The organism is Leifsonia sp. Y862, assembly GCF_057669585.1.
Map to the genome: position 1 here is coordinate 582,413 of NZ_JBYHFR010000002.1, position 22,247 is coordinate 604,659.

Annotated in this window: 21 protein-coding genes and 1 tRNA gene; 10 read left to right on the forward strand and 12 right to left on the reverse strand. The window is 65.6% G+C overall.

Annotated elements, in window-relative coordinates; genetic code table 11:
* Window positions 1-37 precede the first annotated feature (37 nt).
* From AC25Z0_RS12765 to AC25Z0_RS12790, 6 genes are all read right to left on the reverse strand, one after another.
* Window positions 38-826, reverse strand: a complete 789-nt coding sequence (locus tag AC25Z0_RS12765; RefSeq protein WP_488133446.1) for a crotonase/enoyl-CoA hydratase family protein — start codon at window positions 824-826, stop codon at window positions 38-40.
* Window positions 827-858: 32 nt separating this feature from the next.
* Complete coding sequence (locus tag AC25Z0_RS12770) at window positions 859-1,632, reverse strand: YidC/Oxa1 family membrane protein insertase (RefSeq protein WP_488133447.1); 774 nt, start codon at window positions 1,630-1,632, stop codon at window positions 859-861.
* Between the two features lie 133 nt (window positions 1,633-1,765).
* Window positions 1,766-2,065, reverse strand: coding sequence for a hypothetical protein (locus AC25Z0_RS12775; protein WP_488120034.1), 300 nt, complete (start codon window positions 2,063-2,065; stop codon window positions 1,766-1,768).
* A gap of 101 nt (window positions 2,066-2,166) precedes the next feature.
* Window positions 2,167-2,958, reverse strand: a complete 792-nt coding sequence (locus tag AC25Z0_RS12780; protein ID WP_488133448.1) for an arginase family protein — start codon at window positions 2,956-2,958, stop codon at window positions 2,167-2,169.
* 327 nt (window positions 2,959-3,285) lie between these two features.
* Window positions 3,286-4,032 (reverse strand): PspA/IM30 family protein, encoded by a 747-nt coding sequence (locus tag AC25Z0_RS12785; RefSeq protein ID WP_488120036.1) that lies wholly within the window; start codon window positions 4,030-4,032, stop codon window positions 3,286-3,288.
* Window positions 4,033-4,161: 129 nt separating this feature from the next.
* On the reverse strand, window positions 4,162-6,279 hold the full coding sequence (locus tag AC25Z0_RS12790; RefSeq protein ID WP_488133449.1) for a TPM domain-containing protein: 2,118 nt from the start codon (window positions 6,277-6,279) through the stop codon (window positions 4,162-4,164).
* Between the two features lie 245 nt (window positions 6,280-6,524).
* Between AC25Z0_RS12790 and AC25Z0_RS12795 the strand changes: the two genes are divergently transcribed.
* A complete protein-coding gene (locus tag AC25Z0_RS12795) occupies window positions 6,525-7,310 on the forward strand; it encodes a gamma-glutamyl-gamma-aminobutyrate hydrolase family protein (RefSeq protein ID WP_488133450.1) in 786 nt (261 codons plus the stop codon).
* A gap of 340 nt (window positions 7,311-7,650) precedes the next feature.
* Here AC25Z0_RS12795 and AC25Z0_RS12800 read toward each other — a convergent pair whose 3' ends face one another.
* Window positions 7,651-8,838: an ROK family protein gene (locus AC25Z0_RS12800; protein WP_488120039.1), complete on the reverse strand. Its 1,188-nt coding sequence runs from the start codon at window positions 8,836-8,838 to the stop codon at window positions 7,651-7,653.
* 181 nt (window positions 8,839-9,019) lie between these two features.
* On the opposite strand from AC25Z0_RS12800, the gene AC25Z0_RS12805 reads away from it, so the two are divergent.
* Both AC25Z0_RS12805 and AC25Z0_RS12810 read left to right on the forward strand, forming a co-directional pair.
* A complete protein-coding gene (locus AC25Z0_RS12805) occupies window positions 9,020-9,562 on the forward strand; it encodes an RBBP9/YdeN family alpha/beta hydrolase (RefSeq protein ID WP_488133451.1) in 543 nt (180 codons plus the stop codon).
* Between the two features lie 175 nt (window positions 9,563-9,737).
* Window positions 9,738-9,811: transfer RNA gene (locus AC25Z0_RS12810), tRNA-Met, on the forward strand.
* A gap of 289 nt (window positions 9,812-10,100) precedes the next feature.
* Here the strand turns inward: AC25Z0_RS12810 and AC25Z0_RS12815 are convergent.
* The 3 genes from AC25Z0_RS12815 to AC25Z0_RS12825 form a co-directional block, all read right to left on the reverse strand.
* Complete coding sequence (locus tag AC25Z0_RS12815; protein WP_488133452.1) at window positions 10,101-10,853, reverse strand: PIG-L deacetylase family protein; 753 nt, start codon at window positions 10,851-10,853, stop codon at window positions 10,101-10,103.
* Window positions 10,850-12,109, reverse strand: a complete 1,260-nt coding sequence (locus AC25Z0_RS12820) for a glycosyltransferase (RefSeq protein WP_488133453.1) — start codon at window positions 12,107-12,109, stop codon at window positions 10,850-10,852. Before AC25Z0_RS12820 ends, AC25Z0_RS12815 begins: the two co-directional genes overlap by 4 nt.
* A gap of 137 nt (window positions 12,110-12,246) precedes the next feature.
* A complete protein-coding gene (locus AC25Z0_RS12825) occupies window positions 12,247-13,386 on the reverse strand; it encodes a hypothetical protein (protein WP_488133454.1) in 1,140 nt (379 codons plus the stop codon).
* A gap of 120 nt (window positions 13,387-13,506) precedes the next feature.
* On the opposite strand from AC25Z0_RS12825, the gene AC25Z0_RS12830 reads away from it, so the two are divergent.
* Both AC25Z0_RS12830 and AC25Z0_RS12835 read left to right on the forward strand, forming a co-directional pair.
* The gene (locus tag AC25Z0_RS12830) at window positions 13,507-14,259 is read left to right on the forward strand and encodes a CG0192-related protein (RefSeq protein ID WP_488133455.1); all 753 of its coding nucleotides are present in this window, start codon (window positions 13,507-13,509) and stop codon (window positions 14,257-14,259) included.
* A gap of 158 nt (window positions 14,260-14,417) precedes the next feature.
* Window positions 14,418-15,632: a cation:proton antiporter gene (locus AC25Z0_RS12835; RefSeq protein ID WP_488133456.1), complete on the forward strand. Its 1,215-nt coding sequence runs from the start codon at window positions 14,418-14,420 to the stop codon at window positions 15,630-15,632.
* Window positions 15,633-15,855: 223 nt separating this feature from the next.
* Here AC25Z0_RS12835 and AC25Z0_RS12840 read toward each other — a convergent pair whose 3' ends face one another.
* A complete protein-coding gene (locus tag AC25Z0_RS12840; protein WP_488120046.1) occupies window positions 15,856-16,698 on the reverse strand; it encodes an SDR family oxidoreductase in 843 nt (280 codons plus the stop codon).
* Window positions 16,699-16,793: 95 nt separating this feature from the next.
* Here AC25Z0_RS12840 and AC25Z0_RS12845 point away from each other — a divergent pair, with 95 nt between their 5' ends.
* Together AC25Z0_RS12845 and AC25Z0_RS12850 are read left to right on the forward strand one after the other, a co-directional pair.
* On the forward strand, window positions 16,794-17,372 hold the full coding sequence (locus tag AC25Z0_RS12845) for a TetR/AcrR family transcriptional regulator (RefSeq protein ID WP_488133457.1): 579 nt from the start codon (window positions 16,794-16,796) through the stop codon (window positions 17,370-17,372).
* 118 nt (window positions 17,373-17,490) lie between these two features.
* Window positions 17,491-17,676: a YegP family protein gene (locus AC25Z0_RS12850; RefSeq protein WP_488120048.1), complete on the forward strand. Its 186-nt coding sequence runs from the start codon at window positions 17,491-17,493 to the stop codon at window positions 17,674-17,676.
* 22 nt (window positions 17,677-17,698) lie between these two features.
* On the opposite strand, the gene AC25Z0_RS12855 is transcribed toward AC25Z0_RS12850, so the two are convergent.
* Complete coding sequence (locus AC25Z0_RS12855; protein WP_488120049.1) at window positions 17,699-19,585, reverse strand: polysaccharide deacetylase family protein; 1,887 nt, start codon at window positions 19,583-19,585, stop codon at window positions 17,699-17,701.
* A 249-nt stretch (window positions 19,586-19,834) separates the two neighbouring features.
* On the opposite strand from AC25Z0_RS12855, the gene AC25Z0_RS12860 reads away from it, so the two are divergent.
* The 3 genes from AC25Z0_RS12860 to AC25Z0_RS12870 all read left to right on the forward strand — a co-directional run bounded on the left by AC25Z0_RS12860 (window position 19,835) and on the right by AC25Z0_RS12870 (window position 22,196).
* Window positions 19,835-20,629 (forward strand): SDR family oxidoreductase, encoded by a 795-nt coding sequence (locus AC25Z0_RS12860; RefSeq protein WP_488120050.1) that lies wholly within the window; start codon window positions 19,835-19,837, stop codon window positions 20,627-20,629.
* A 45-nt stretch (window positions 20,630-20,674) separates the two neighbouring features.
* Window positions 20,675-21,241 (forward strand): P-loop NTPase family protein, encoded by a 567-nt coding sequence (locus tag AC25Z0_RS12865; protein WP_488120051.1) that lies wholly within the window; start codon window positions 20,675-20,677, stop codon window positions 21,239-21,241.
* Between the two features lie 241 nt (window positions 21,242-21,482).
* Window positions 21,483-22,196, forward strand: coding sequence for a hypothetical protein (locus AC25Z0_RS12870; RefSeq protein ID WP_488120052.1), 714 nt, complete (start codon window positions 21,483-21,485; stop codon window positions 22,194-22,196).
* Window positions 22,197-22,247 lie beyond the last annotated feature (51 nt).

The window sequence follows — 22,247 nt, forward strand, 5'->3', positions numbered from 1 at the left end:
AGTGTTTGGCCAGCCTAGCCCGGCAGCGCAGCTGACCCTAGCGGCCGGTGAAGACGACCGGCGTCCTGGACAGGAACGCTGCCATGCCGGCGCGGGAATCCTCGGTGGCGGCCAGGCGGGCGAGCGCCGGTTGCAGTGCGGCTGCCGCGGCTGCATCTCCGGCCTCGATGGCGAGCCGGGCATTGGCGAGGGTGGCCTGCACAGCCAGGGGAGCCTGGGCGGCGATGCGCTCGGCGAGTTCCAGCGCGCGATCGAGCTGCGTGCCGTCAGGGACGACCTCCTGGACGATGCCGATGCGGTACGCCTCAGCCGCGTCGAAGCGGTCTCCAGTGAGCAGCCAGCGCATGGCATTGCCCCAGCCGGCGGCGCGCGGGAACCGCATCGTCGCTCCGCCGAACGGCAGGATGCCGCGGGCGACTTCGATCTGGCCGAACGAGGTTGACTCCGCAGCGACCACGATGTCACTGGCCAGCATGAGTTCGATGCCGAGCGTGAGGCAGATGCCGTGCACAGCCATGACGACGGGCTTGGAGAGCGAGACGCCTTCCAGCTGCCAGGGGTGGATGCCGCCCTCCGGCACAATCTGCAGGCCGTCAGGTCCGAGATGCTGGCCGACGTCGGCCAGGTCGAGGCCGGCCGTGAAATGGTCGCCGACCGCGTAGATGACGCCGACCCGCACCTCTGGGTCATTCTCGAGTTCTGCGTAGGCGAGCGACAGTTGCTGGAGCAGCGCGAAGTCGGCGGCGTTGCGCTTCTCTGGCCGATTGAAGCCGATCATGAGCACGTGCCCGCGTCGTTCGGTGATGATGCGCTGCTCATCTGTCACAGTTATCTCCCTTGATCGTGTACTTCCCCATGCTAGGCGTCCCGCAGCTCGAGCCGACGCCGCAGGAGCGAGCGCTCGATGAACGTCCACGTCGTGGTGACCGCGAGGTAGAGCGTGGCCGCCAGCGGTACGATCGCCGCGAAGATCACGGTGATGAACGGCATCCAACTCAGGATGCCGGTGAGCTGCGGCATCATCGCGGGCATCGATCCCGGCAGCTCGCCGGTCGGGGGTGCAGGCAGGAGCGCCGCGTTCCGCTGCGCTGTGCGCCGCGACAGCCAGGCGATCAGGGCGATGACTGCGAGCAACACCACGAAAACCGAGACGCCCGGCCATGAGTTGCCCGTGCTGACGAGATGCACGAGGGACGTGCCGAGCGGCACCTGGAACAGCTGATCGGCCAGCAGTGAATTCGTGTGACCGTTAATCGTGGTGAGGATGAAGAGCCCGTATACCGTGGAAAGCACGGGGGCCTGCGCGAGCGTAGGGAGACAGCCGGCGAACGGCGACGCCTTCTCGCTGGCATAGAGCTCAGCGGTCTTGCGCTGCATGAGTTCCGGGTTCTTCTTGTAGCGACGTTGAATCTCCTGAAGCTGGGGTGCGAGCTTCCGACGGATGAATTCAGCACGCACCTGAGATCGGCCGACAGGAATCAACATGGTGCGAACCAACATGGTGATCAGCACGATGGCGAGGGCGGTGGCGAATGTTCCGGCAAACGGAGTGAGGGATGAGGCAAGTGCGGTGACGACCGAGTAGGCGGCGTCGAGCACCGTCGCGACAGGCGCGAAGGAATAGATGTCCACGGTGAGTGGTCCTTACAGTCAGAGGGAAGAGTGGTCGCGAAAGTGACTCGCGTACTCGTCCCGGAGACGTGCAGGGCTACTGGGTTACCAGCGTCCTGAGGTGCTCAGAATGCTGAGCTGCCCGGATGACGAATTACGCGAGTGCCTCTGACTGCGACGGCGCGCGCGTGCGGGGCTTACCCGGAGTGTTGGGGTGCCGGGGAGCAACGATGCGGCTGAGCACTTCGCGATGCACTCGCGACCTGGCACCGATCGTGAGGGTGACCCACGAGATGGCGATCGTGGCGTGCCTGGCCCCATAGAACGCTGCAATGGCCAGCACGGCGGCGCCGGTGACGACGACTACCGCTGATGAATCAGGCGACTGGGCTAGAGCGAGCACCAGGAACGACATGGTCATGAGCATGACCAGCCTGGTGGTGAGAGATCTCACGCCGTTTCCTCTGCTCGAAACTACGACAAAGCGCCGTGGAACACATGCTAGCCGCACAACCAGCCACTGAGCGTGTCTGCCAGCGGGTATGTGTGCGCCGGCTAGCGGGTGAGCGCCCCGATGATGCGCAGGATTGCTGAGAGGTCGTCGTTGGCGGCATCCGGTGTTGATGGTGCAAAGCCCGCGATCGTCGCCCCGGCCAGCGTGTACGTGGTCTTCAACGCGGTGATTGCCGCGGTCAGCGCTTCAACGCTCAGGCCGAACGGCACGGCGTTGGAGATGCCCGTGATCACCGAGGGGTCGAGAACGTCGAGGTCGATGTGCACGTACACAGCGGTGGCGCCGGTCGCTCCCACCGCTGCCAGCAGGGCATCAGGCGTGTCGAGCACGGCGACGGGAACGGCTGCAATCTCCCGCTCGCCGATGAGGTCGGCTTCGGCCTGATCGATGTCGCGGATGCCGGCGAGCACGACACGATCGAGCGGAACGGCTGCCGGCTCGGTGAGGGCAAGGCCATCTGCGCCTTCTCCGGAGATCGCGCGCAGCACCATGCCGGTGAAGGCACCGGAAATCGACGACTCTGGGGTGTGCAGGTCGGGGTGGGCGTCGAACCAGACAACGGCCATGGCATCGGGATGCGCCGTGGACGCGTGCTCGACGGCGGTCAGCGAGACGCCGCAGTCGCCTCCGACGGTGAGGACCCAGTCCGACTCCGCCCGATGTTCGAGTGCCTGAAGTTCGTGTGCCAGGCGCTCCCGCACGGTGTGCAGCGCCGAGTAGCGATGGACGCCGGTGTCGAGGGCGTCGCCGGCTTCGATCGGAATCTCAACGACGCGAGTACGGGACATGGGCAGATCGCCCCTGATCGCCTCCGCACCATCACTCAAGCGCATCGCGCGGGGAGAAACGGAACCTTGCCATTGCGGTACGACTACGAAGGTGGGGGGCACAGCTCAGTATCTCCTGTGAAGGCGTTCGACTTCCAGCGTCGGTCGCGGTTTGGTGGGCGGATGCCGGTTTGGTGGGCGGATGCCGGTTGCCGGCGTCGCGCGGGTCGTGCGCAGCTGCGCGGGTGTTGCAGCATGCGCGAAGCTGCGTTCGACCCGCGCGGCCCCCGCTGGTCGAGTTCCTCGGGCGCTCCTCGACCAACGGGAGGATCCGGTGGTCGAGGAGCGAGCGCCAGCGAGCGTCTCGAGACCGAGCGGGGGAGCCCGGCGGTACTACTGCTCCAACGACGCCGTCGGAGCCTTCGAGCCGGAGCCCGCCTTCAGCGCAGCCAGGCGCGCGTCTACCTCTGTCAGCTCGCCCAGGTTGTCCAGGCTCTCGAACTGGGCATCCAGGCTGGATGCCGCGAGCTCGCTCGCGCCGCGAACCTTCGCCTCTTCGCGACGGATCTTCTCTTCGAAACGGCTGACCTCACTGGTGGGGTCCATGATGTCGATGCTCTTGACGGCATCCATCACCTGCGACTGTGCCTGCGCACTCTTGGAGCGCGCGATCAGCTCGTCACGCTTCGACGCCAGCTGGTTGAGCTTCTGCTTCATGGCGTTCAGGCCATTCTTCAGCTGCTCGACCACGGCGGTCTGCGAGGCGATCTGCGGCTCAGCGGCCTTGGCCTCGTTCTCGGACTGCAGCTGGCGGCCGAGTGCGACCTTGGCCAGGTTGTCGAACTTGTCGGCATCCGCTGTATTGCCGGATGCACGCAGTTCGTCGGCCTTGCGGCTGGCGGCGAGTGCCTTGTTGCCCCATTCGGATGCGGCTTCGATGTCTTCGCGGTGGTCGTCTTCGAGCAGGCGCAGGTTACCGATGGTCTCTGCGATCGCGCTCTCGGCATCCGCGATGCTGTTCGTGTAGTCGCGCACCATCTGGTCGAGCATCAGCTTGGGGTCTTCAGCCGAGTCCAAGAGTGCGTTGATGTTCGCCTTGGCCAGCTGTGAGATGCGGCCGAAGATGGATTGTTTTGCCATTTCAGTGTCCTTTCGGGAGTGCGGGATGAATCTGGTTCTGGATAGTGCAGGTTCTGAGTGGATCTGGATCTGGATCTGGATCTGGTTCTGGATCTGGGGCTGAGCGATGCGCAGCAGTGATGCCGATTGTCAGAAGCGGCCGCCACCGCCGCGCCGCGATCGGGTGCCGCTGCCGCCGAAGCTGCCGGGGGAGCGTCCGCCGCCACCTCCGCCGAACATTCCGCCGCTGGATCGGCGTCCGCCGCCACCCCCGCCGAACATGCCGCCTCCGCCGCCGCCGAACATACCGCCACCCGATCGGCTGCCGCCACTCAGGAGCGAATTGATCAGGATGCCGCCGAGGATTGCGCCCATGGCACCGTTGCCGCCGCCACCGGCTGTGCCGCCGCCGAACATGCCGCCACCGGAGGTGCCGCCGTACTGTGCGCTTTGGAAACCGTCGACATCGTTCTGGGCCAGGTTGATCGCCTCCGCGGCGAGTGAGTTTGCACGCTGAGCGGTCGCAAGCGCCGTTGCAGGGTCAGACGCCGATAGTGACTCGGCCTGCACAACGAGACGACCGGCCTCGGCCAGCCTGGTGCGCGCTTCGGCGCCGACGGCCCCGCGTCTGGCGGTGATGAAGTCCTCTGCAGCAGAGACCTGGCTGCGCGCAGAGAGCAGCGTCTGGTCGAACGCGGCGCGAGCCCGCTGCGCCTGCACCTGGGCATCCCGCACCCCGGCGAGGGCAGCGTCCATCTGCTCGTTGACCGATTCGAGGGACTGCACGAGTTCAAGCGGATTCGTGCGGCCAGCGGCCATCCGTTCCTTGGCCTGGGCGATTGTCTGTTCCGTCACCTGGACGAGCGTCGGAATCGACTCGGCGGCCGGCGTTCCGGCCGGCAACGCCTTGGCGGTGATGAGGTCTGACTCGAGGTCGGCGATCGTCGAGTTCACCGTTCCGGCCGCGTTCTTCAGGTCGGTTCCCAGCCGGTCGACGGCATCGAGCAGCAGGCCGGCCTGGGCGGCGGCCTCTTCGGCGGCGCGGATGTCAACTGCCGCGTCTCCCCGCTCGTCGGCGGCCAGGCTGGTGGTGGCGTCTTCGATCGCGGTGCGAGCGAATGCGATCCGGTCCTCTGCCTGGTTGATATTGTCGGCGACGGTGGCGATGGCGGCCTCCGAGTACGTTGCGGCCAGCTCCGTGAGCGATGCGGCGCCGTCGACGGTGCGCCGGGTGAGCGCATGAAGTTGCGCGGTGACGTCGGCCGCAGCCTCTGGGGCACGCTTCTCCAGCTGGCGCAGCTCGTCGAATGCGTCAGCCTGTTCGTCGAGGGCGGCGTTGGCCCTGGCGCACAGGTCGATGATCTCGCTGTACCAGGCGCGTTGCTGCTCTTCGCTATCCGGCTCGCCGTCGTCGAGCTTTTGCTGCAGGGTGAATGCCTGTGTGAGGAGAGCCTTGGATTCTGCCACCGCGGTGTGGAACGCTGTCGTTACTTCGGCGCCATACTGGGCGTCTGCGAAACCAACTTCTTGTTCGCTTGTCTTGATGGCGTCATCCGTTTGCACGAGCGCGCTGCCTGCACGTTGCTTGAGCGTGGCCGTTGGCACCGCGTCGACGCCGGCCTTGCCTGCACCTGCACCGCCACCCGACACAGCGCGGCGTCTCCGCACGAAGAAGATGATGCCGATGACGATCAACGCGACGATTACCAGCACGATCAGGAACACCACCCAGCCGCTGATTCCCGACGACGGATTCGCCTCGCCAGGCGTGATGTCAGGAGCGACGACCTCCTGGCCAAGGGACACGGCCGCAAGGCCGTTGGCGGCGCCGATTGCGGCAGCTGCCCAGTCGTTCTCGCGGAGCGCAGGCTCGATGGCCGTGGACTCCACCTCGCTGAGCTGGGCGTCGGTGAGCGGGAAGTCGGGGGCGACGGACAGCTGGTACTGCCGGTCCCCAGTGGCCACGGCCAGCAGTACGTCATTGGTGCCGAAGCCATTCTGGTCGGCGGTCTGGTCTGCCCACTGCTCGCGGTCTGAAACCCCGGAGAAGGTGTCGACGTATGCGACGAAGAGGTCGATCTGGGTCTCTGAATAGAGGGAGTCGATCGCAGCCTGCACGTCGGCGGTGTCATTGCCGATGGCGCCGACCGAGTCAGAAATGTGGCTCGAACCAAAGGTGACCGGGCTCTCGGCGGATGCCGCAGCCGGGAATCCGAACACCAGCACCGTCATCACGGCGATGGCTCCCACAGTCAGTCGTGCCCGCATCGGCCTGCCTTCGTCAGCTTGTTTCCGTGCTGCCGAGCTTACGACCAGCCGCCGACCCAGTCTAGGAATTCGCTGGGAGGTCACAGGCAACACTGGGTGCCGCTTCGGTGTCGCTGAACCGGCCATTTGAGTTGTGTTGCAGCCTGTTACGACGGGAGTCGCCGTCATCCGCTTGCCTTGGCACACTGGTCTCACGGCAGAATCGACGCCACATTCCGCAGCCCGATCGAGACAGGAGCGAGAGCATGAGTGAGTACACCTCCCGCCCGCACCTCGCGATCATTGAGGTCACCGCGTCCCGCCCGGATCGCCCCGCCTATCACGCCAAGGTGCAGACGCTGAATGGGCGCGTTGCGGCAGTTGGCATCGACGGCGGTTGGACCGTCAGCCGTCACGCCGCCGCAGACACCACGGCCGCAGACCTGCTCGCCGCGACCATCGACGCCGACGCCATCGTGCTCGTTGGCGGCGAAGACCTCACACCGCACTTCTATGGGGCCGAGACCGGGTACGAGGGTGAGAGCATCCACTTCGAGCAAGCGGATGCCGGCCAGATTGCGATCGTTCGCCGCGCTCTGCAGCGGTCGACGCCGCTGCTCGGCATCTGCCGGGGGCTCCAGGTCATCAACGTCGCCCTCGGCGGCACCCTCGTGCAGCACATCGAGGATGACGGCTTCCACAAGAACCTGAATGTGCCGGTCGAGCAGACTCTCGCCACGCACGCGGTGACCCTCGCCGATAACAGTGGGCTGGCCGCAAGCCTCGGTGCAACCGACGTGCTCGTGCAGAGCGCACATCACCAGGCTGTCGACCGCCTCGGCGCCGGCCTGGTGCCGGCCGCTGTCGCCCCAGACGGACTCGTCGAAGCGCTTGAGCACGTGACGGCGCCCATCACGGGCGTGCAGTGGCATCCTGAGGCGCCCGATGCTCCGGCAGCCCAGCTGGCGCTGCTGCTCGATGCACTGCAGCGTCAGGTCACGCCGGCACGCGCTCGCTCACGCAGAGGCGCCCGCGCACTCGCGTTCGCCTGACCTCTTTCCGCTCGTGGAGCGGTCGCCCGCATCCGCGGGCGTTTATCGGGCATTCGCGTCACGACCATGCCGCGCCACCCTGTAGCGAATACAGGATGAATCGAGCAAGTGTCACCGAATACAGGACGGATCGCGCTCTCTGCGGCAACGTTTCCGGTTTTCGCGACATCCGCTGGTTGAGGCGCGTCCGAGGAACGAGGCCACGTCTCGAAACCACAGCGAGCCGACCTCCAGACGCACGGCCGAATCCTGGCGCGCGGAAACGCGCCTGGCGCGCGGTATTTCGCGTGCCCAGCGCGTTTCCGCGCGCCCACCTGAGATCGACCGGAGGAGCGCGTACCTACGCGCTGATCTTCGCGACGGACTCCAGGAGCTGGTTGCGGACATCCGCTATGAGGAGCTCGCGGGCGCCGGCCAAAATCGGGTTGCCCTTGACGGTGCTGGCGGCGACGGTGGGTGTCCACCGGGTGGTGCGGCGGATCTGCTCAGAGACGAGTGCGGCGAGCTGGTCGCCACCGGCCATGCAGGTCGGGCCGCCGAGCACGACGAGGGCCGGGTCGAGTACTGCCAGCAGGGGGATTACGCCGAACGTGACCCGGCGGGCCAACTCGGTGATGACAGCATCCCTGGCGGGGCTCACCGCGAGGGCGTCGAGGATGTCGGTAAGGGTACGACCATGGATGTCGTGCTCACGGGCCAGGCGGATGATGGCCTTGGCGCCCATGACATCCTGCAGCTCGCTGGCCGGTTTGTCGTCATGGCCGAGCACGCCGCTCGGGGCAGGCAGGAAGCCGATCTCGCCGGCGCCGCCGAAGGTGCCACGGAAGACCGTGCCGTCGAGGTCGAGGGCTGCGCCGATGCCGTTGCCGAGCCAGAAGAGGGTGAAGCTGGAGGCATCCGTCGCTGTGCCCGTTGCGCGTTCGGCGACGGCGGCCAGGTTGACGTCGTTGTCGATCTGCACCTCGAGTTGCAGAGAGTCTTCGAGGTGGCGGCGCACGCCGGTGCGGGGCCAGCCAGGCAGGGTCTCGCTGTCGAGATGGTCATCGTCGCGGGTGTCGAGGTAGCCCTGCACACCGAGGCAGACTTTCCGCACCGCAGCGGGGTCTGCCCCGCTCGGCGCGCATGCGGCCTCAATTGCCTCGCGGATCTCGCGCGGGGCATCACGCTTCGTTGCGGGGGCAGGGAGGGGGATCTCGACGGTGTCGTGGTCGGTGCCGAGCGCGTCGACGAGGCAGGCGCGCATCCGTTTGGCGTCAATGTCGATGGCGACGCCCAGCACGCGGTCGGCGCGGGCGGTGTAGGTCTTCGCGGGCCGGCCCTGCCCCGTTGTCGTCTCGCCGGCGACGGTGATGAGCCCGGCCGATTCGAGGCGGGTGACGACGAGCGACGCGGTGGGCTTTGACATGTCACCGAGTTCGGCGATGCGCACTCGCGAGAGCGGGCCGTTTTCGAGAAGCAGGGAGAGGGCGGTGCGATCATTCCATGCGCCCAGCCAGGCGGGAGTGCCCGGTGCGGAACTCGCTGCCATCGGCTCTCTTTCGTGTGGTGATTTGTGCCGTCAACAATCTATCGGCAGGCCGGGTTCGTGACGGCGACGACACGGAAACAAGGCGTCATGAAGGGCGGCTGTCGGTCAGTGCGGCAGGCTCGACAGCTAGATTGTCGGGAGGGGAATATACAGTGCAACAGACTGAGCGGATGAGGGACGCATGCGGCTGACGATTGTTCCGGGCATTGGGGGATCAGGTCCTGCACACTGGCAGTCGATCTGGGAAGCGGATGACGGCACGTCGCGTCGAATCGCCCCCTCATCGTGGGACGAGCCTGAACTCAGCGACTGGCTCCGAGCTATAGACGACGCGGTGTCGCTGCAGGGCTCAGACACCATCCTCATCGCGCACAGCCTGGGGACACTGGCCGTGGCCGAGTGGCTGGTTCAGAACCCCGGTGGCGTGGCTGGAGCGCTCCTGGTAGCACCGCCAGACCGCTTCGGACCCGAATTCCCCGCCGACGCTCCCTCCTTCCTGACGATTGAGCCGGCTGCCCTCGGTGTGCCGGCGCTGGTCGTCGCCAGCGACAACGATCCGTACTGCGAGATCGCCGCGGCATTGGAGCTTGCAGCAGCATGGGAATCGGACTTCGCGCACGTCGGGAGCCTCGGGCACGTGAACGCAGCGAGCGATCTGGGCGGCTGGGATGCCGGGCGCGGCCTGTTGCGTGACTTCGTGGTGAGGGTGCAGGCTTCGCGCTAAGTGCACTGAGCGGCGGGGTGGGCTGAGCGCTGGGGTGGGCTGAGCGCTGGGGTGGGGGGAGCGCTGCGGTGTGCCATGCCCCGGGTGTGCCGGGCTTACGTCACACGGTGCAACGCGACGTAAGCGGGCGCAATCTGCGTGACAGCGGCGGGTGGCTTTCGTAGCGTTGGTCTATCGCGGCGTGCCCGAGTGGACGAAGGGGCCGGTTTCATATTCCGGTTGTCGCAGGTTCGAATCCTGCCGTCGTGTCGATTGCGTGACGTCTCTCCGCTGATTGAGGAGCCCCGCTCATTGAGGGGCGCCGCTCATTGAGGAGCCCCGCTGATTGAGGAGCCCCGCTGATTGAGGAGCGAGCGCCAGCGAGTGTCTCGAAATCTCGCAGGCTGGCTTCGCAACTGCGGGTTTCGGTGCGGCCGTGGACGGCCTCGTCCTCGATCACCGCGCCTGTTGTCGCTCGTCGCGCCCGCTATAGCGGGCGCGGTCCGCCACAACGGGCGCGACGACACCGGGGCCGCACACATCCCAGCGCGGAACGCTCCTAGAGCAGCTTCACGCCGACCGAGGTCGTGATCGGCTCCCGCTGCCCGCCGGAGTGCACGATGTCGGTGCCGTGCACGGTGAGCTGGCTCGCATGGCACTGCAGCGCGGCAGAGACGGTGCCGAAGTGGGCGTCGAGGTCGAGCCAGTCGACATCCGCTGCCCGTTCGTGGTGCACCTCGACGAACGGAACGCCGCTCGCCTGGCTCGCGAGCACCGTCGCATCGTGCACGCGCACATGATCGGGGTGGCCATAGCCGCCGTTGCTGTCATAACTGATGACCAGGGCCGGCTGCAGGTGGGCGATGAGCGCGGCGATATCCGCGGTCACCTCGTCGAGCGGCGTAACGGACAGCGCCGCGTCGTCGCTGTCTGCGGCCGGTCCGGCGAGTCCTGGTCGGATCCACTCCATGCCGGAGTCGAGGTAGCGCCGCTGAGCCAGGCCGGCCGCGCGGGCCGGGGGCTCGCCCAGCCAGAACCGCTGGGTGATGCCGAGAGTGTTGGTCGCCCTGTCCAGCTCGCGCTCGCGCTCAATGACAAGGTCGTCGGTGCCCTCGAGCCCTGACAGCGGGCCGTCGACGACCTCACCGCGCTCACCCCGCGTCGCCGTCAGCAGCCACACGGTGCTGCCACGGGCGACGAACTCGGCGATCAAAGCACCCGTTGAAATCGTCTCGTCGTCGGGGTGGGCATGCACGAAGAGAACGGATGCCGAATCAAGAATATTCACCGTGTCACGTGCTCCTGTCGTCATTTCTCGAGCTTCGCCTGCAGAAGCGCGCGGTACACGTCGAGCAGCCGCTCGGCCGATCGCGGCCAGCTCAGCGTCTCCGCGTGGGCCCGTGCCTCGACCGACAAGCGCGTCGCCAGCTCGGGATCCGTCAGGATTCTCGTAATGGCATCTGCCCAGACCATGGGGTCGCGGGAGTCGAGCACGACACCCGTCACGCCATCGACGACGGCTTCGCGCAGACCACCGGATGCTGCAGCCACGACGGGAACACCACTTGCGCCCGCTTCCAGGGCGACGAGTCCGTACGTTTCAGAGTGCGACGGCACGAGCACCAGTCGTGCTTCACGCATCAGCGTCGCGAGGTTGACCCGCGACTGCGGCCCCACGAAATGCACGCCGTCCTCGATGCCGTTGCGGGCGGCGAGGGCGCGCAGCTCATCGATGTACCCGTCGAAATCTCCGGAGGCGTCCCCTGAAATGACAAGTTCCGGCCGCACATCCGCTGGCACCGCGGCAATTGCCTCGATAGCCAGGTCGAGCCCTTTGAGCGGCTGCAGGCGCGCGGCGACGAGTGCGTAGGCGTCGGAGGTGGCCGCCGCGGTTGAGTTGTTGAGCGTGTGCTCGGCTCGGCCATCACGAGGGGCAGGCACGTGCGACGCCGGGTGGAACAGTGCACTGTCGACGCCGGGCGGCACGACAGCGATGCGTTCTCGCGTTCCGCCGAGGCGCGTGACCACGGTCTCAGCTTCGGCTTCGCTGATTGCGACGGTGGCGTCCGATTCGCGGGCGAGCCAGGCCTCGCCGACCAGCCTGCCGGGAGATTCGGGCCGTTCGCCTGACGACAGCGGAGTTGATTCGTCGGCGGCGATGCTGTGGAAGCTCTGCACATGCGGCACCCCGAGCTCGCGCGCGAGTGGCAGCGCGGCCATGCCGGAGAACCAGTGGTGTGAGTGGATGACGTCGTAGGGGCCGAACGCGGCCATGCGCATCCGGAATTCATCAATGACGGCTTCATGCTCGCCCTTGGCGATGGGAGTTGCCGGCCCTGCGTCGAGGAAGCGCAGCGTGACGCCCGGCGCTAGCTCGGTTGCGGCAGGGGCAGCGGATGACGACCGTCGCGTCAGGATCTCCACCGTGTGTCCCAGAGAGGCGAGCGCTTCAGCCTGGTGGCGAACCACCACGTTCATGCCGCCGGCGTCGCCAGAACCCGGTTCTGCTCCTGGTGACGTGTGAAGCGAAACGAGAGCGATGCGGAGGGGATGAGATGAGGGAGACACTACAAAATCTTAACTCAGATGCGGCACGGCGGCTGGCCGCAGGGCGCTGGATGGCGTGTGGGAGGGCCGCCGATGCGGACGTGACTCAAGTCCCAGGAGTACCAGGAGCAACGGAACAGCGGGAGTGACGGAAGCGACTACGGAGATGTGACCGATATGGTCACGGCCGTGCCATCCCAGGTTGTTGTTCGGTCGCCATCGACGAGGGAGAGGCCGGCCGACTTGAATTGGTCAGGCTCGATGCACGCGCCCACGAAGGAGTCGGGCACGGACTGGCTGATCAAGCAGAGCTCGCCCGTATAGGACTTGGCCACCCAGACGGTATTTCCCGGTGCGAGAGCGCGTACGAGTCTGGTGGTGTCTGAATCGAACCGGTCGGAATTCGCTACCGGGAGCTTATCGTCGGCATTTTGTGCGGAGCCAAACCACTTCTCTGCGGCCGCAAGATCGCCAGGGGTGGCGGAGTCACTACCGACCGGAACGCTGCGCGCGATCACGAAGCCGGCCACGCTGCCGAAGATCAGCGCTCCGGCGATGATGGCTCCGAGAACCAGTCGCTTGTGGGTTACCGGACGTCGTGGTGAGTGCGGGGCGGCAGCGTGGGAGGCGCGCTCTGAGCGGGCGTCTGTCAGCTGGTTGACGTCGGCGGATGAGGGGGAGGGGAGCGTGCCAGCGCCAGTGCCAGTGCCAGCGCCAGTGCCGACGTCAGCGTCAGGAATCGGGCGGGCGAATAGCCGCGCGCTGGGCGAATCCGCAACGGCAGCTGATTCCACGATGCTGTGGCCGCGGCCGAGCGCAGCCAGCGCCCGATCCAGCGCAGCGTCACTGCCGGCCCCGGCGTCGGCCACGGCGTCGGCAGCGCCACCGGTCGCGTTGATCGACAGCTCCAGCTGGTGCAGCTGCGCGCGGGCATCCGCTGCAGCCTGGTGTTCTTCCTCAGTCGTGGTGCGACCAAAGGCGAGCTTCCTGAGGTCCTCAATCGCGAGGCGATCATCTTCGGGAGTAGGCGGATTGGCTGCGCGACGCAGCGCGAGGAGCACATCGCCGGGGCCGTCGTATGCCGCAACGAGATCCGCGAGGGCGCGCTGATCCTGCGAGACGAGCTCGAGGACACGCTGCGCTGTCAGCATCCGCTGTGTCACGTTCGAAACGGCGCCATACGGCAGGGCAGCGTTCGAAACGGCGCCATACGGCAGGGCGCCACCCGCCGCAGCGCCGCGATACGCGACCTCTCCACTGCCGCCAGCCAGAATCGATTCATTCTCCGAAATAGTCATTCGGTGAAGCCCCCACTTCCATTCCGGCGAGCGGAAGTGACTCCGCGCCGATCAATTGTTCGACCAGACTAGGGGACTTTTCTGTTCACTCACGGCAGTGGCGGTCGTACGATCGAACGCATGGCACTCATTCACCAGGCCGATATTCGCCCTACCAAAGCGCAGCTCATCGCCGACTGGGCCCCGACCCAGCCGTGGTTCGAGGGCGACGGCAACGCGGCCGTGACGAGTGTGGCGGCATACCGATTCGACGATCCAGACGGCGAAGTCGGCATCGAGACGTTGCTCGTCCGATTCGGTGACGCCGGGCCGCTGCTGCAGGTGCCGCTCACCTACAGGGGAGCGCCGCTTGAGGGCGGCGACGACTGGCTCATCACCACCATGGAGCACTCGGTGCTCGGTGAGCGCTGGGTGTACGACGCGACGGGTGATCCCGTGTACATAGCGGCAGTTGCGACTGCGGCCTTCACCGGCGGACACGAGGCCGACGTGGTCTTCGAGGTCGATGGTGAACTTCTGCGACGCGACCCTACGGCGGTTGTCGTCGGCAGTGGTCGCGACGGCGCGCGGGTGTTGCCAGCGCCGATTGTCAACGTGTCGACGCGCCAAGAGCAGCGTCGAACGATCATCGAAATGGGTGACCTCACGGTCGTCGTGCCGCGTGTGCTCGGCGAGCACACGCACGAAGAGGGTGTCCAAACGGATGCCGTCCCCATCGCACACGGGGCCGCGGAAGCAGACCTGGCGGTGGCTGCGGACGCCGATGTGGCGCCGGGAAAAGAGACTCGGCAGGTGAGGCTCAGCGGCACCTGGCCGGGTGAGCCGGAGTCACACGTTCTAGTCCGCGCCGGGATATCCAAATCGCAGCCCTGACGCGCACAACCTAGCTGCAAACTACGACCTGGCGCGCACAACGCAACTACGAATAGTTCGCCGCAACAACGACCCGACCTGCACGGCGGAAAGACGCGCGGTAGCTAGCGACGCCAGCCGCTCCTTCTGGCACACTGGCTGCAAGGAGGGAGGGACCAATGAGCGACCTGTCAGTGAGCCTGGTGGTGATTCCGCTTCTTGCCGTGCTTGCGCCGGTGCTTGCCGCCGTGCTCGGACGGGTCGTGAAGGTCCCCGTCATCGTCTTCGAAATCGTGCTCGGTATCCTGGTCGGGCCAAGCCTGCTCGGGTGGGTGCATCCCACGGAGTTCATGACAACGCTGGCCAACTTCGGACTCGCCATGCTGTTCTTCATGGCGGGGAATGAGATCAATTTCGCGGCAATCAAGGGTCGCCCGCTCAATCGTGCAGGCCTGGGCTGGCTCATCTCACTCGCCGCGGGAATCGTCATTGGCATTCTGCTGGCGCCCACATTCGAGGCCGGAATCTTCATCGGTATCGCACTGAGCTCGACGGCGCTCGGCACGATCCTTCCGGTCATCCGCGACGCCGGTGAGCTGAACACTCCGTTCGGGCGTGCGGTGACGGCGATCGGTGCCGCGGGGGAGTTCGGCCCGCTCATCGCTATCTCTCTGTTCCTCAGCGGGAGAAACCCTGGTCCGTCGACCGTCGTCCTGCTCGTGTTCGCCGTGGTTGCCTCGCTGGCGATCTTGCTGGCCGCACGCGGGTCGCACAAGGGGCTGCACCGGCTGGTCGCCGCCACGCTGCACACGAGTGGGCAGTTTGCCGTGCGGTTTGTGATCCTCATCGTCGCTGCGCTGGTGATGCTCAGCCTCCTGCTCGGACTCGACATGCTGCTCGGTGCGTTCGCCGCCGGTGTGCTGTGGCGTGTGCTTGTCGCCCGCGCGGATCCGCGCGCACGCGAAATCGTGGAGATGAAACTTGATGGCGTGGCATTCGGTTTCCTGGTGCCCGTCTTCTTCATCAACACCGGCATCACCTTCGACCTGGAGTCGCTGCTCAGCAACCCGCTCGCCCTGGCTACGGTGCCGCTGTTCGTGGTGCTGTTCCTGGTGGTGCGCGGGCTTCCAGGGCTACTCGCTGCACCGGACGGCGCCACAAAGGCCGACCGCCGCGCACTCCTGTTCTTCAGCGCCACTGCGCTGCCCATCATCGTCGCCGTGACGCAGATCGGGGTGGACCAGAAAGTGCTCGCATCCAGCACCGCCGCGGCCCTTGTCGGCGCCGGAATGCTCTCGGTGCTGCTCTTCCCGCTGATCGCCCTCGGCCACCGCAAGCGGAGTCCGGAGAGCCCGGCCTACATTCCGCCGCCTGAAACGGATGCCGTGAGCTGAGCAGTCAGACGCGCATTGGCCCAGGGCGTCGCGAATACCGGATGAATCGGCCGAATGTCGTCGTATACAGGAAGAATCCGCCACTTTCGGATGCCGCTTCCTGTATTCGCTACGCCCGCGACGGAGACCGGCACGAAACCAGAAGCGAGCGCCGCCAGGACTGGCGACGCTCGCTCAGACGCCCTCAGGCATCCGCTGCAGCACTGGTAGCTGCTCAGGCTGGCTAGCCGGCGAGAGCCGACAGGTCGACCTTTCCGGTGAGCACTGCTGCGACGGCGCCGCCGTCTACGAGCAGGTCGGTGCCGGTGATGAAGGATGCGGCGTCCGACAGCAGGAATTCGGCGGCGGCTGCGATGTCATCCGGTGAACCAAGACGGCCGGTGCCTGACCCCTCGACCATGGCGCGCATGCCGGCGCCTGAGGGGCTGGCGAGTTCCTGCTGGCCCATCTTGGTGGAGATGACGCCGGGGCTGATCGAGTTGATGCGTGCACCCTTTGCGCCCCAGGCGGAGCTTGCGCCGCGCACGCGCAGCTGGTTGGCGCGCTTTGCGAAGGAGTAGGCGGCGCCGGGGTGGGGGAAGTTGTCTGGCGCGGTGGCTGGGAGGCTCAGCAGCTGGTCCGTCGGCGCAAGTGCCAGCTGGCCCTCGAGCTCACGATCCATCGGGGGCATGAAGTGTCCGGCCATGCTGGCGATGACGACGCCTGCGCCGCCGGGCGCGATGACCTCGGCGAATTCGTCGAGCACCAGTGCAACCCCGAGCAGGTCAACGTTGAGGATGGCGACGGTCGGCGCCTGTGCCGGCGACAGTCCGGCCGTGTGAACGACCTTGCGCACGGGGCCGAGCTCTGCGGCTGCGAGGGCGAGGGCGCGCACCGATTCGCGAGAAGACACATCGACAACCTGGGTGACGACCTGCTGGCCCTCTTCGCGGAGGGCAACGGCGACAGCGTCGAGAGCTGCTTCGTTGAAGTCGGCGAGCAGCAACGTCTTACCTGCGCCGAAACGACGGCTGGCAGCGACACCCATGCCGCCGGTACCGATGATTACGAGAACTTCATTCGGCATTGCCGACCTCCTAGGTGTTCGATTGCGAGACGATTAGTCTCACAAGCCGAATCTACACGCGCAGCCGTGCTGCCCGCACTACCTAAACTGATGCAATGGCCGCCGGACGCAAACGAAGTGAGACCTCGCGTCTCGCAGTTCTCACTGCCACGCGTGAGCTCGTCCTCGAGCTGGGCTATGAGCGCCTCACCATCGACGCCATCGCCGCGCGGGCAGGCGTCGGCAAACAGACGCTCTACCGCTGGTGGGGATCGAAGGGCACGATCGTCGCCGACGCTGCCCTCGACGGCGGCCTCGTCCCGTCGCTCGACGCAATTCCAGACACCGGAGATGTCTCACGAGACGTTCGAGCCTGGATGTACGACTGGGTTGCGCATGTCACCACACCAGAAGGCATGGGCTTGGCGTTGGCCCTCACCGCAGCGTCATCCGATGACCAGGCGATCGCCGACCAGCTCTACGAGCGTTTCACCGGGCCGCACGAGGACTTGTTGCGGGTGCGGTTGCAGACCGCTCGTTCCCAGGGCCAGCTCAAAGCGGATGCCGATGTGAACAGCCTGGCCGGCGTTCTCATCGGTTTTCCCCTCTATCGCGTCCTCGGCCGTCAGCAGCAGCCGACGGCATCCGATGTGGATGTGCTCGTGGAACTGGTGATTGCTGGGGCGCGTCCGTAAGCGGATGTCGGTTGAACGTGACGTCGACGAACTCGTCGACCTCACGATCGCGGCGCGGTAGGGTGTGGACACCGGCCCCGTAGCCGGCGGAGCTCCATCTCAACGAAGAGAGTGTGTCTTGTCCGGCAAATACGAACTGAGTGCAGACCGATCCGGTGGGTACATCTTCACGCTCAAGGCCCACAGTGGCGAGGTGCTCGTCACGTCGGAGAGCTACCAAACCAAGGCGGCGGCGCTCAAAGGCATCGAGCTCGTCAAGTCAGACGCGAAGTCGCGGGTCGTTGACCTGACCGATCCGCATTAACGTCACGCGTCGTAGCAAGCGCCTACGGCGCAGGCGCTCCGACCGAGTCGTACATCGCATAGTCGTCGGTGACGAGGGTGCCGTTGTTGAACAGGTTCAGGCCGAAGCTGATCGCGGTGGCACCGGCCGGTAGCGCGGGCGTCGTGAACGTCGCCTGCGTGTAAGCCGAGGCCGCGGCGAACCACGGGCTTGAGGTCCAGTACACCCAGGTGCCGCCTGCGTCACGGTAGTACACGGCGAATTGGGTTACGGCCGTCGATGTGTACCAGGCGCGCAGTGAGTAGGTGTGGCCGGCGATGGCAAGCGGGGCGCAGCTCCCACTGTCCAGGCTCTGCAGCAGTTTGGCGTCACCATTTGCGTAGCCGGACACGATCAGGCGCTCCGCCTTCGTGCCGGTGCGTGCGGTCGCCACCGTGCTGAAGGCTGCCGTGTTCGTGCCGAATCCAGAGGTTTGCCAGCACTGCGGTGTCGTGCCTGTGCCGGCTGTCTCCAGGCTCGCGTTCTGCACGAGGTTGGTCCCTGCGGGTGGCGGCGGTGGCGGGGGCGCCGCCGTTGCATCGAACATCTCGTAGTCATCGGTCGTGAGTGTGCCGTTGCTGACGAGATTGAGCCCGAAACTGATCGCACTGGCTCCAGCCGGCAGGGCGGGCGTCGTCCACGAGGCCTTGAGGTAGCTCGTCGAGCCGGCGAAGAACGGACTCGCCGTCCAGTAGGTCCACGAGCCAAGTCCCGTTCGGTAATACACCTCGATCTGGGTCGGGGCGGTGGATTTGTACCAGGCGGCGAGGGTGTAGCTGTGCCCTGGGGTAGCGCTGGGTGAGCATCCGCCCAGATCGAGGGCCGGAAGCCACTTTGCGTCGCCGCTTGAGTAGCCGGCCATCCGCAGTTGCGCCGCACGCGCCCCGGTGCGCCCGGGGGTCACCGTCGTGAAGGTCGGGGTGTTGGTGCCGTAGGCGCCGTTCTGCCAGCACTGCGGCACACCACTCGTGAGGGTCTCCAGGCCGGGGTTGGTGATGAGGTTGCTGCCCACCGGCTTGGGCGTCACCGCAGGGCCGGAGACCACGGGCTTGACGGTGCCGCCGATCACCTGGTCGACCGTCTTGACGCTCGTCGTGGCCGGCCGGGCCTTGAGCCAGGTGGCGAACTGGGTGAAGAGAGCCGACGAGATGGCCAGCGGGTCGCTGCCTCCGATGTGGTGGAAGGTCAGCTGCAACCAACCGCCCGCGGTCTCGGCTTGGGTGACCGACCTCTGGAGGTCGGCGAGAGTCCACGTCTTCTCGACCTGGTCTGGGGCCTGGGTCTGGAAAAGATTGGCCGGCGGGATTGCCTCGCTGAGCGGGCATCCGCTGCAGCTGAATCGGGTCTGGATATCACCGAGATTGCGTGCGCTGTTGTAGCCGCAGTTCTTCACGATGGTCTCGGTCGCCGGGGTCAGTAGCGACGCGAACGGGTAGGCGAAGCTGGTGATCCTGAACCCCCAGTTGGTCAGGTTGACCCGGTCGTTGCACACCTGCCTGGTTGCCTCCTCGGTCGGCAGCGTCGCCAGGTCGGGGTGTGTCACGGAGTGCCCGCCGATCTCGTGCCCGTCTGCGGCGAGGGACTGCAGGTTGGCCACGGTCAGGTACCCGGGCTGGTTGACGTACCCGGACGGTACGTAGAAGGTCCCGCGCAGGCCGTTGGTCTTCATGATCGCGGCCGCGGTTAGCTGGTCAGCGTTGGCATCGTCGAAGGTGAGCGAGATCACCGCGGGGCCGGCCGCCTGCGCAGGGGCGGCGATGATCCCATCTGCGATGCCGGCCGAGGCGACGGTGACAAGGGCGATCGATACCCACGCGAGCCACCGGCGGACGGCACCTGAGCGGCGGATGGGGGGAGTCTGGCTGGCCGGTCGGGTGAACTGAATCGACATCACGCTGCTCCATTCAGGTCGCCCGCGACCCATCCGCTTCGGGTACGGAGGTCTGGCGGGGCGATGCTGGACACCCATTAATTCCCCGACAACCGTCCTGCAGTCAATGGGGTCGAGCATCTGCGGGGTATCGCGCTAGCGCACTACTGCCATCGCCATATTCACCGGCGCTCACTACCGCGAAACGCGACTCTATGTGAGACTCAAGCAGCTCTTCATCGGACCGACTTCGCGCAGAACGGACTTCGCATGGATCTCAGGCTCACAGACAAAGTTGCAGTGGTCACAGGGGCAAGCCAGGGCATTGGCCTGGCCATCGTCCAGGGGCTGGTGGACGAAGGCGCTCGCGTTGTCGCCGGTTCCCGGCATGGATCGGCTGAGCTCGACAAGCTCGTCGCAACGGGGGCCGTCGTGTCTGTGAACGTCGATTTGTCGACCGACGAAGCGCCAGCGCAACTCGTGGCACGCTCTGCTGAATTCGGTGGCCTGGATATTCTCGTGAACAACGTCGGCGCCGTGACCCCGCGCACCGAGGGATTCCTGAGCGTCACGGATGAGCAATGGCTTGCCACGCTGAACCTCGGCCTGATGGCAGCCGTGAGGTCGACACGAGCGGCCATCCCGCTCCTGCTTGAGCGGGGCGGCGGCAACGTGGTGACCATCGGGTCGGTGAACTCGTTCCTTCCCGACTATGGCGTCATCGACTATTCGGCAACGAAGGCCGCGGTGTGGAACTTCTCCAAATCGCTGTCCAAGGAATTCGGGCCGCAGAACATCCGCTTCAACACCATCAGCCCGGGCCCGGTGGCAACTCCGTTGTGGCTGGGGGAGAGCGGTGTTGCCGCGACACTCGCCAAGAAGATGGGTGTCGATTTCGACACGGCCAAGGCGCGGGCTATCGAAGCGCAGGGCGGATTCACCACGGGGCGCTTCACCGAACCGGGGGAGGTGGCTGACCTGGTGCTCCTGCTCGCCAGCAATCGGGCCGGCAACGTGAACGGGTCAGATTTCATGATTGACGGCGGCCTCGTCAAGACCCTGTGAATCCAGGAAAGTAGCGGCTCGCAAGACCGTATTTACACTTAGTCGATGCTTTCCCACGACGACGCTCTTCCTCTTCGGCCACGCCGCGTACTTGTGGCGGGCGTGTCTGGCACGGGCAAGACCACTCTTGCTGCGCGGATTGCCGCCATCACAGGAGGTCGGCCAACTGAGATCGACTCGCTATTCCATGGCCCGAATTGGGTCCCTCGTCCAGAATTCCTCGATGATGTACGAACGCTCATCGCCGGGGATTCTTGGACGACCGAGTGGCAGTACGGCTCCGCTCGCCAGTTGCTTGTCGAGCGCGCGGATCTGCTCGTGTGGCTCGATCTGCCATTCATGCGAGTGACGCTTCCCCGGGTGATCCGCCGCACTATTCGTCGCAGGGTTCACCGTGAGAAATTGTGGAACGGAAACGTTGAGGGCCCCTTACACGCGGTGTTCACGGACCGTGAGCACATCGTGCGGTGGGCGATCTCGACCAGGCGGAAGTACGACGAGCAGGTGCCGCTGCTGGAACTCCAGCACCCCCACCTCGTCGTAGTGCGGCTGCGATCGCGGCATGAGGTCGAGCAGTGGCTAGGCGGGGCCCTCATGGACGCAGTTCGATAGAGCGCTTACTTGGTCGAGGCCAAGACCCGGCTGGTTCGAGGCTATCGAGGGCCTTGTAAGTTGGGGTATCGGTTGTGCTGCGGACGATGGAGCGACAGCACCCTGCACGGTCGCCTCAATGGATCTCGTGACTACTCCATCCGTGCCGCCGGCAAGCTTTGGAAATAGATAAAGTGCCAGGGCTAATTGTGGCCAGCGTGTTGTTTAGAGGTCACGAAAGTAGATATTGGACGGTGGAGAAATGAAACCAAGGCGGCTTCCGCCCGCACGTAAGAAGCAACTCAATGCTCTCTTCCTGCTGGCCGCTGTCTTGCTAGTAATCGCCGGCCCTACGCTCATTCCACTTGCATTTGGTGCTCAGGGATCAGTCACGCTGCCGGTGTTCTTTGAAATTGCCGGAGGTCTGACAGCCGGCATCGCTTTGGGCTGGTTGTTCCTATGGGGCTGCTACCGACCGGGACGTCGACTTTTTCGAGTTATGACTGAGGCGAATCCGGGACTTCAGGTCGTGCCCTTCTATGCCTCAGCGCCCTTCATCAGCGGTGTGAAGGAGCTCACTGGCACCACGCTTGCATCGAGTGAGTCGCCGTCTGGCGCGTTTCTCGTGCTTGTTGAAACCGGCAGCAATTTTGAGTTGTGGAGATGGTATCGCGGAGGGGCGCGACGCGTGGGGCGGTTTGCATGGTCGACAATCACTGCCGCAGACGTCGGCACGGTGTCCCATTTTGTCACCACTGACAGGGCAATAGTCCTGACGATGCACATCGAGGGTCGTGCAATCGACGTCCCAATCTCACCGCAAGCCTGCCATTTCATGCGGCTAAAACCAGTCGATGACGAAGCGTTTGCGGGGCTTGTGAGCCGATGGCAACAACGTGTGGTGACGAGCCGGCATTGCGCCGTCACACCTATGGAAGATGGAGTGGCGAACGAAACCGACAACCGATTGGGGTGAAGCTACCCCATCGGGTGGAACGGCATCGACGACGACATGCAACTCGGACGG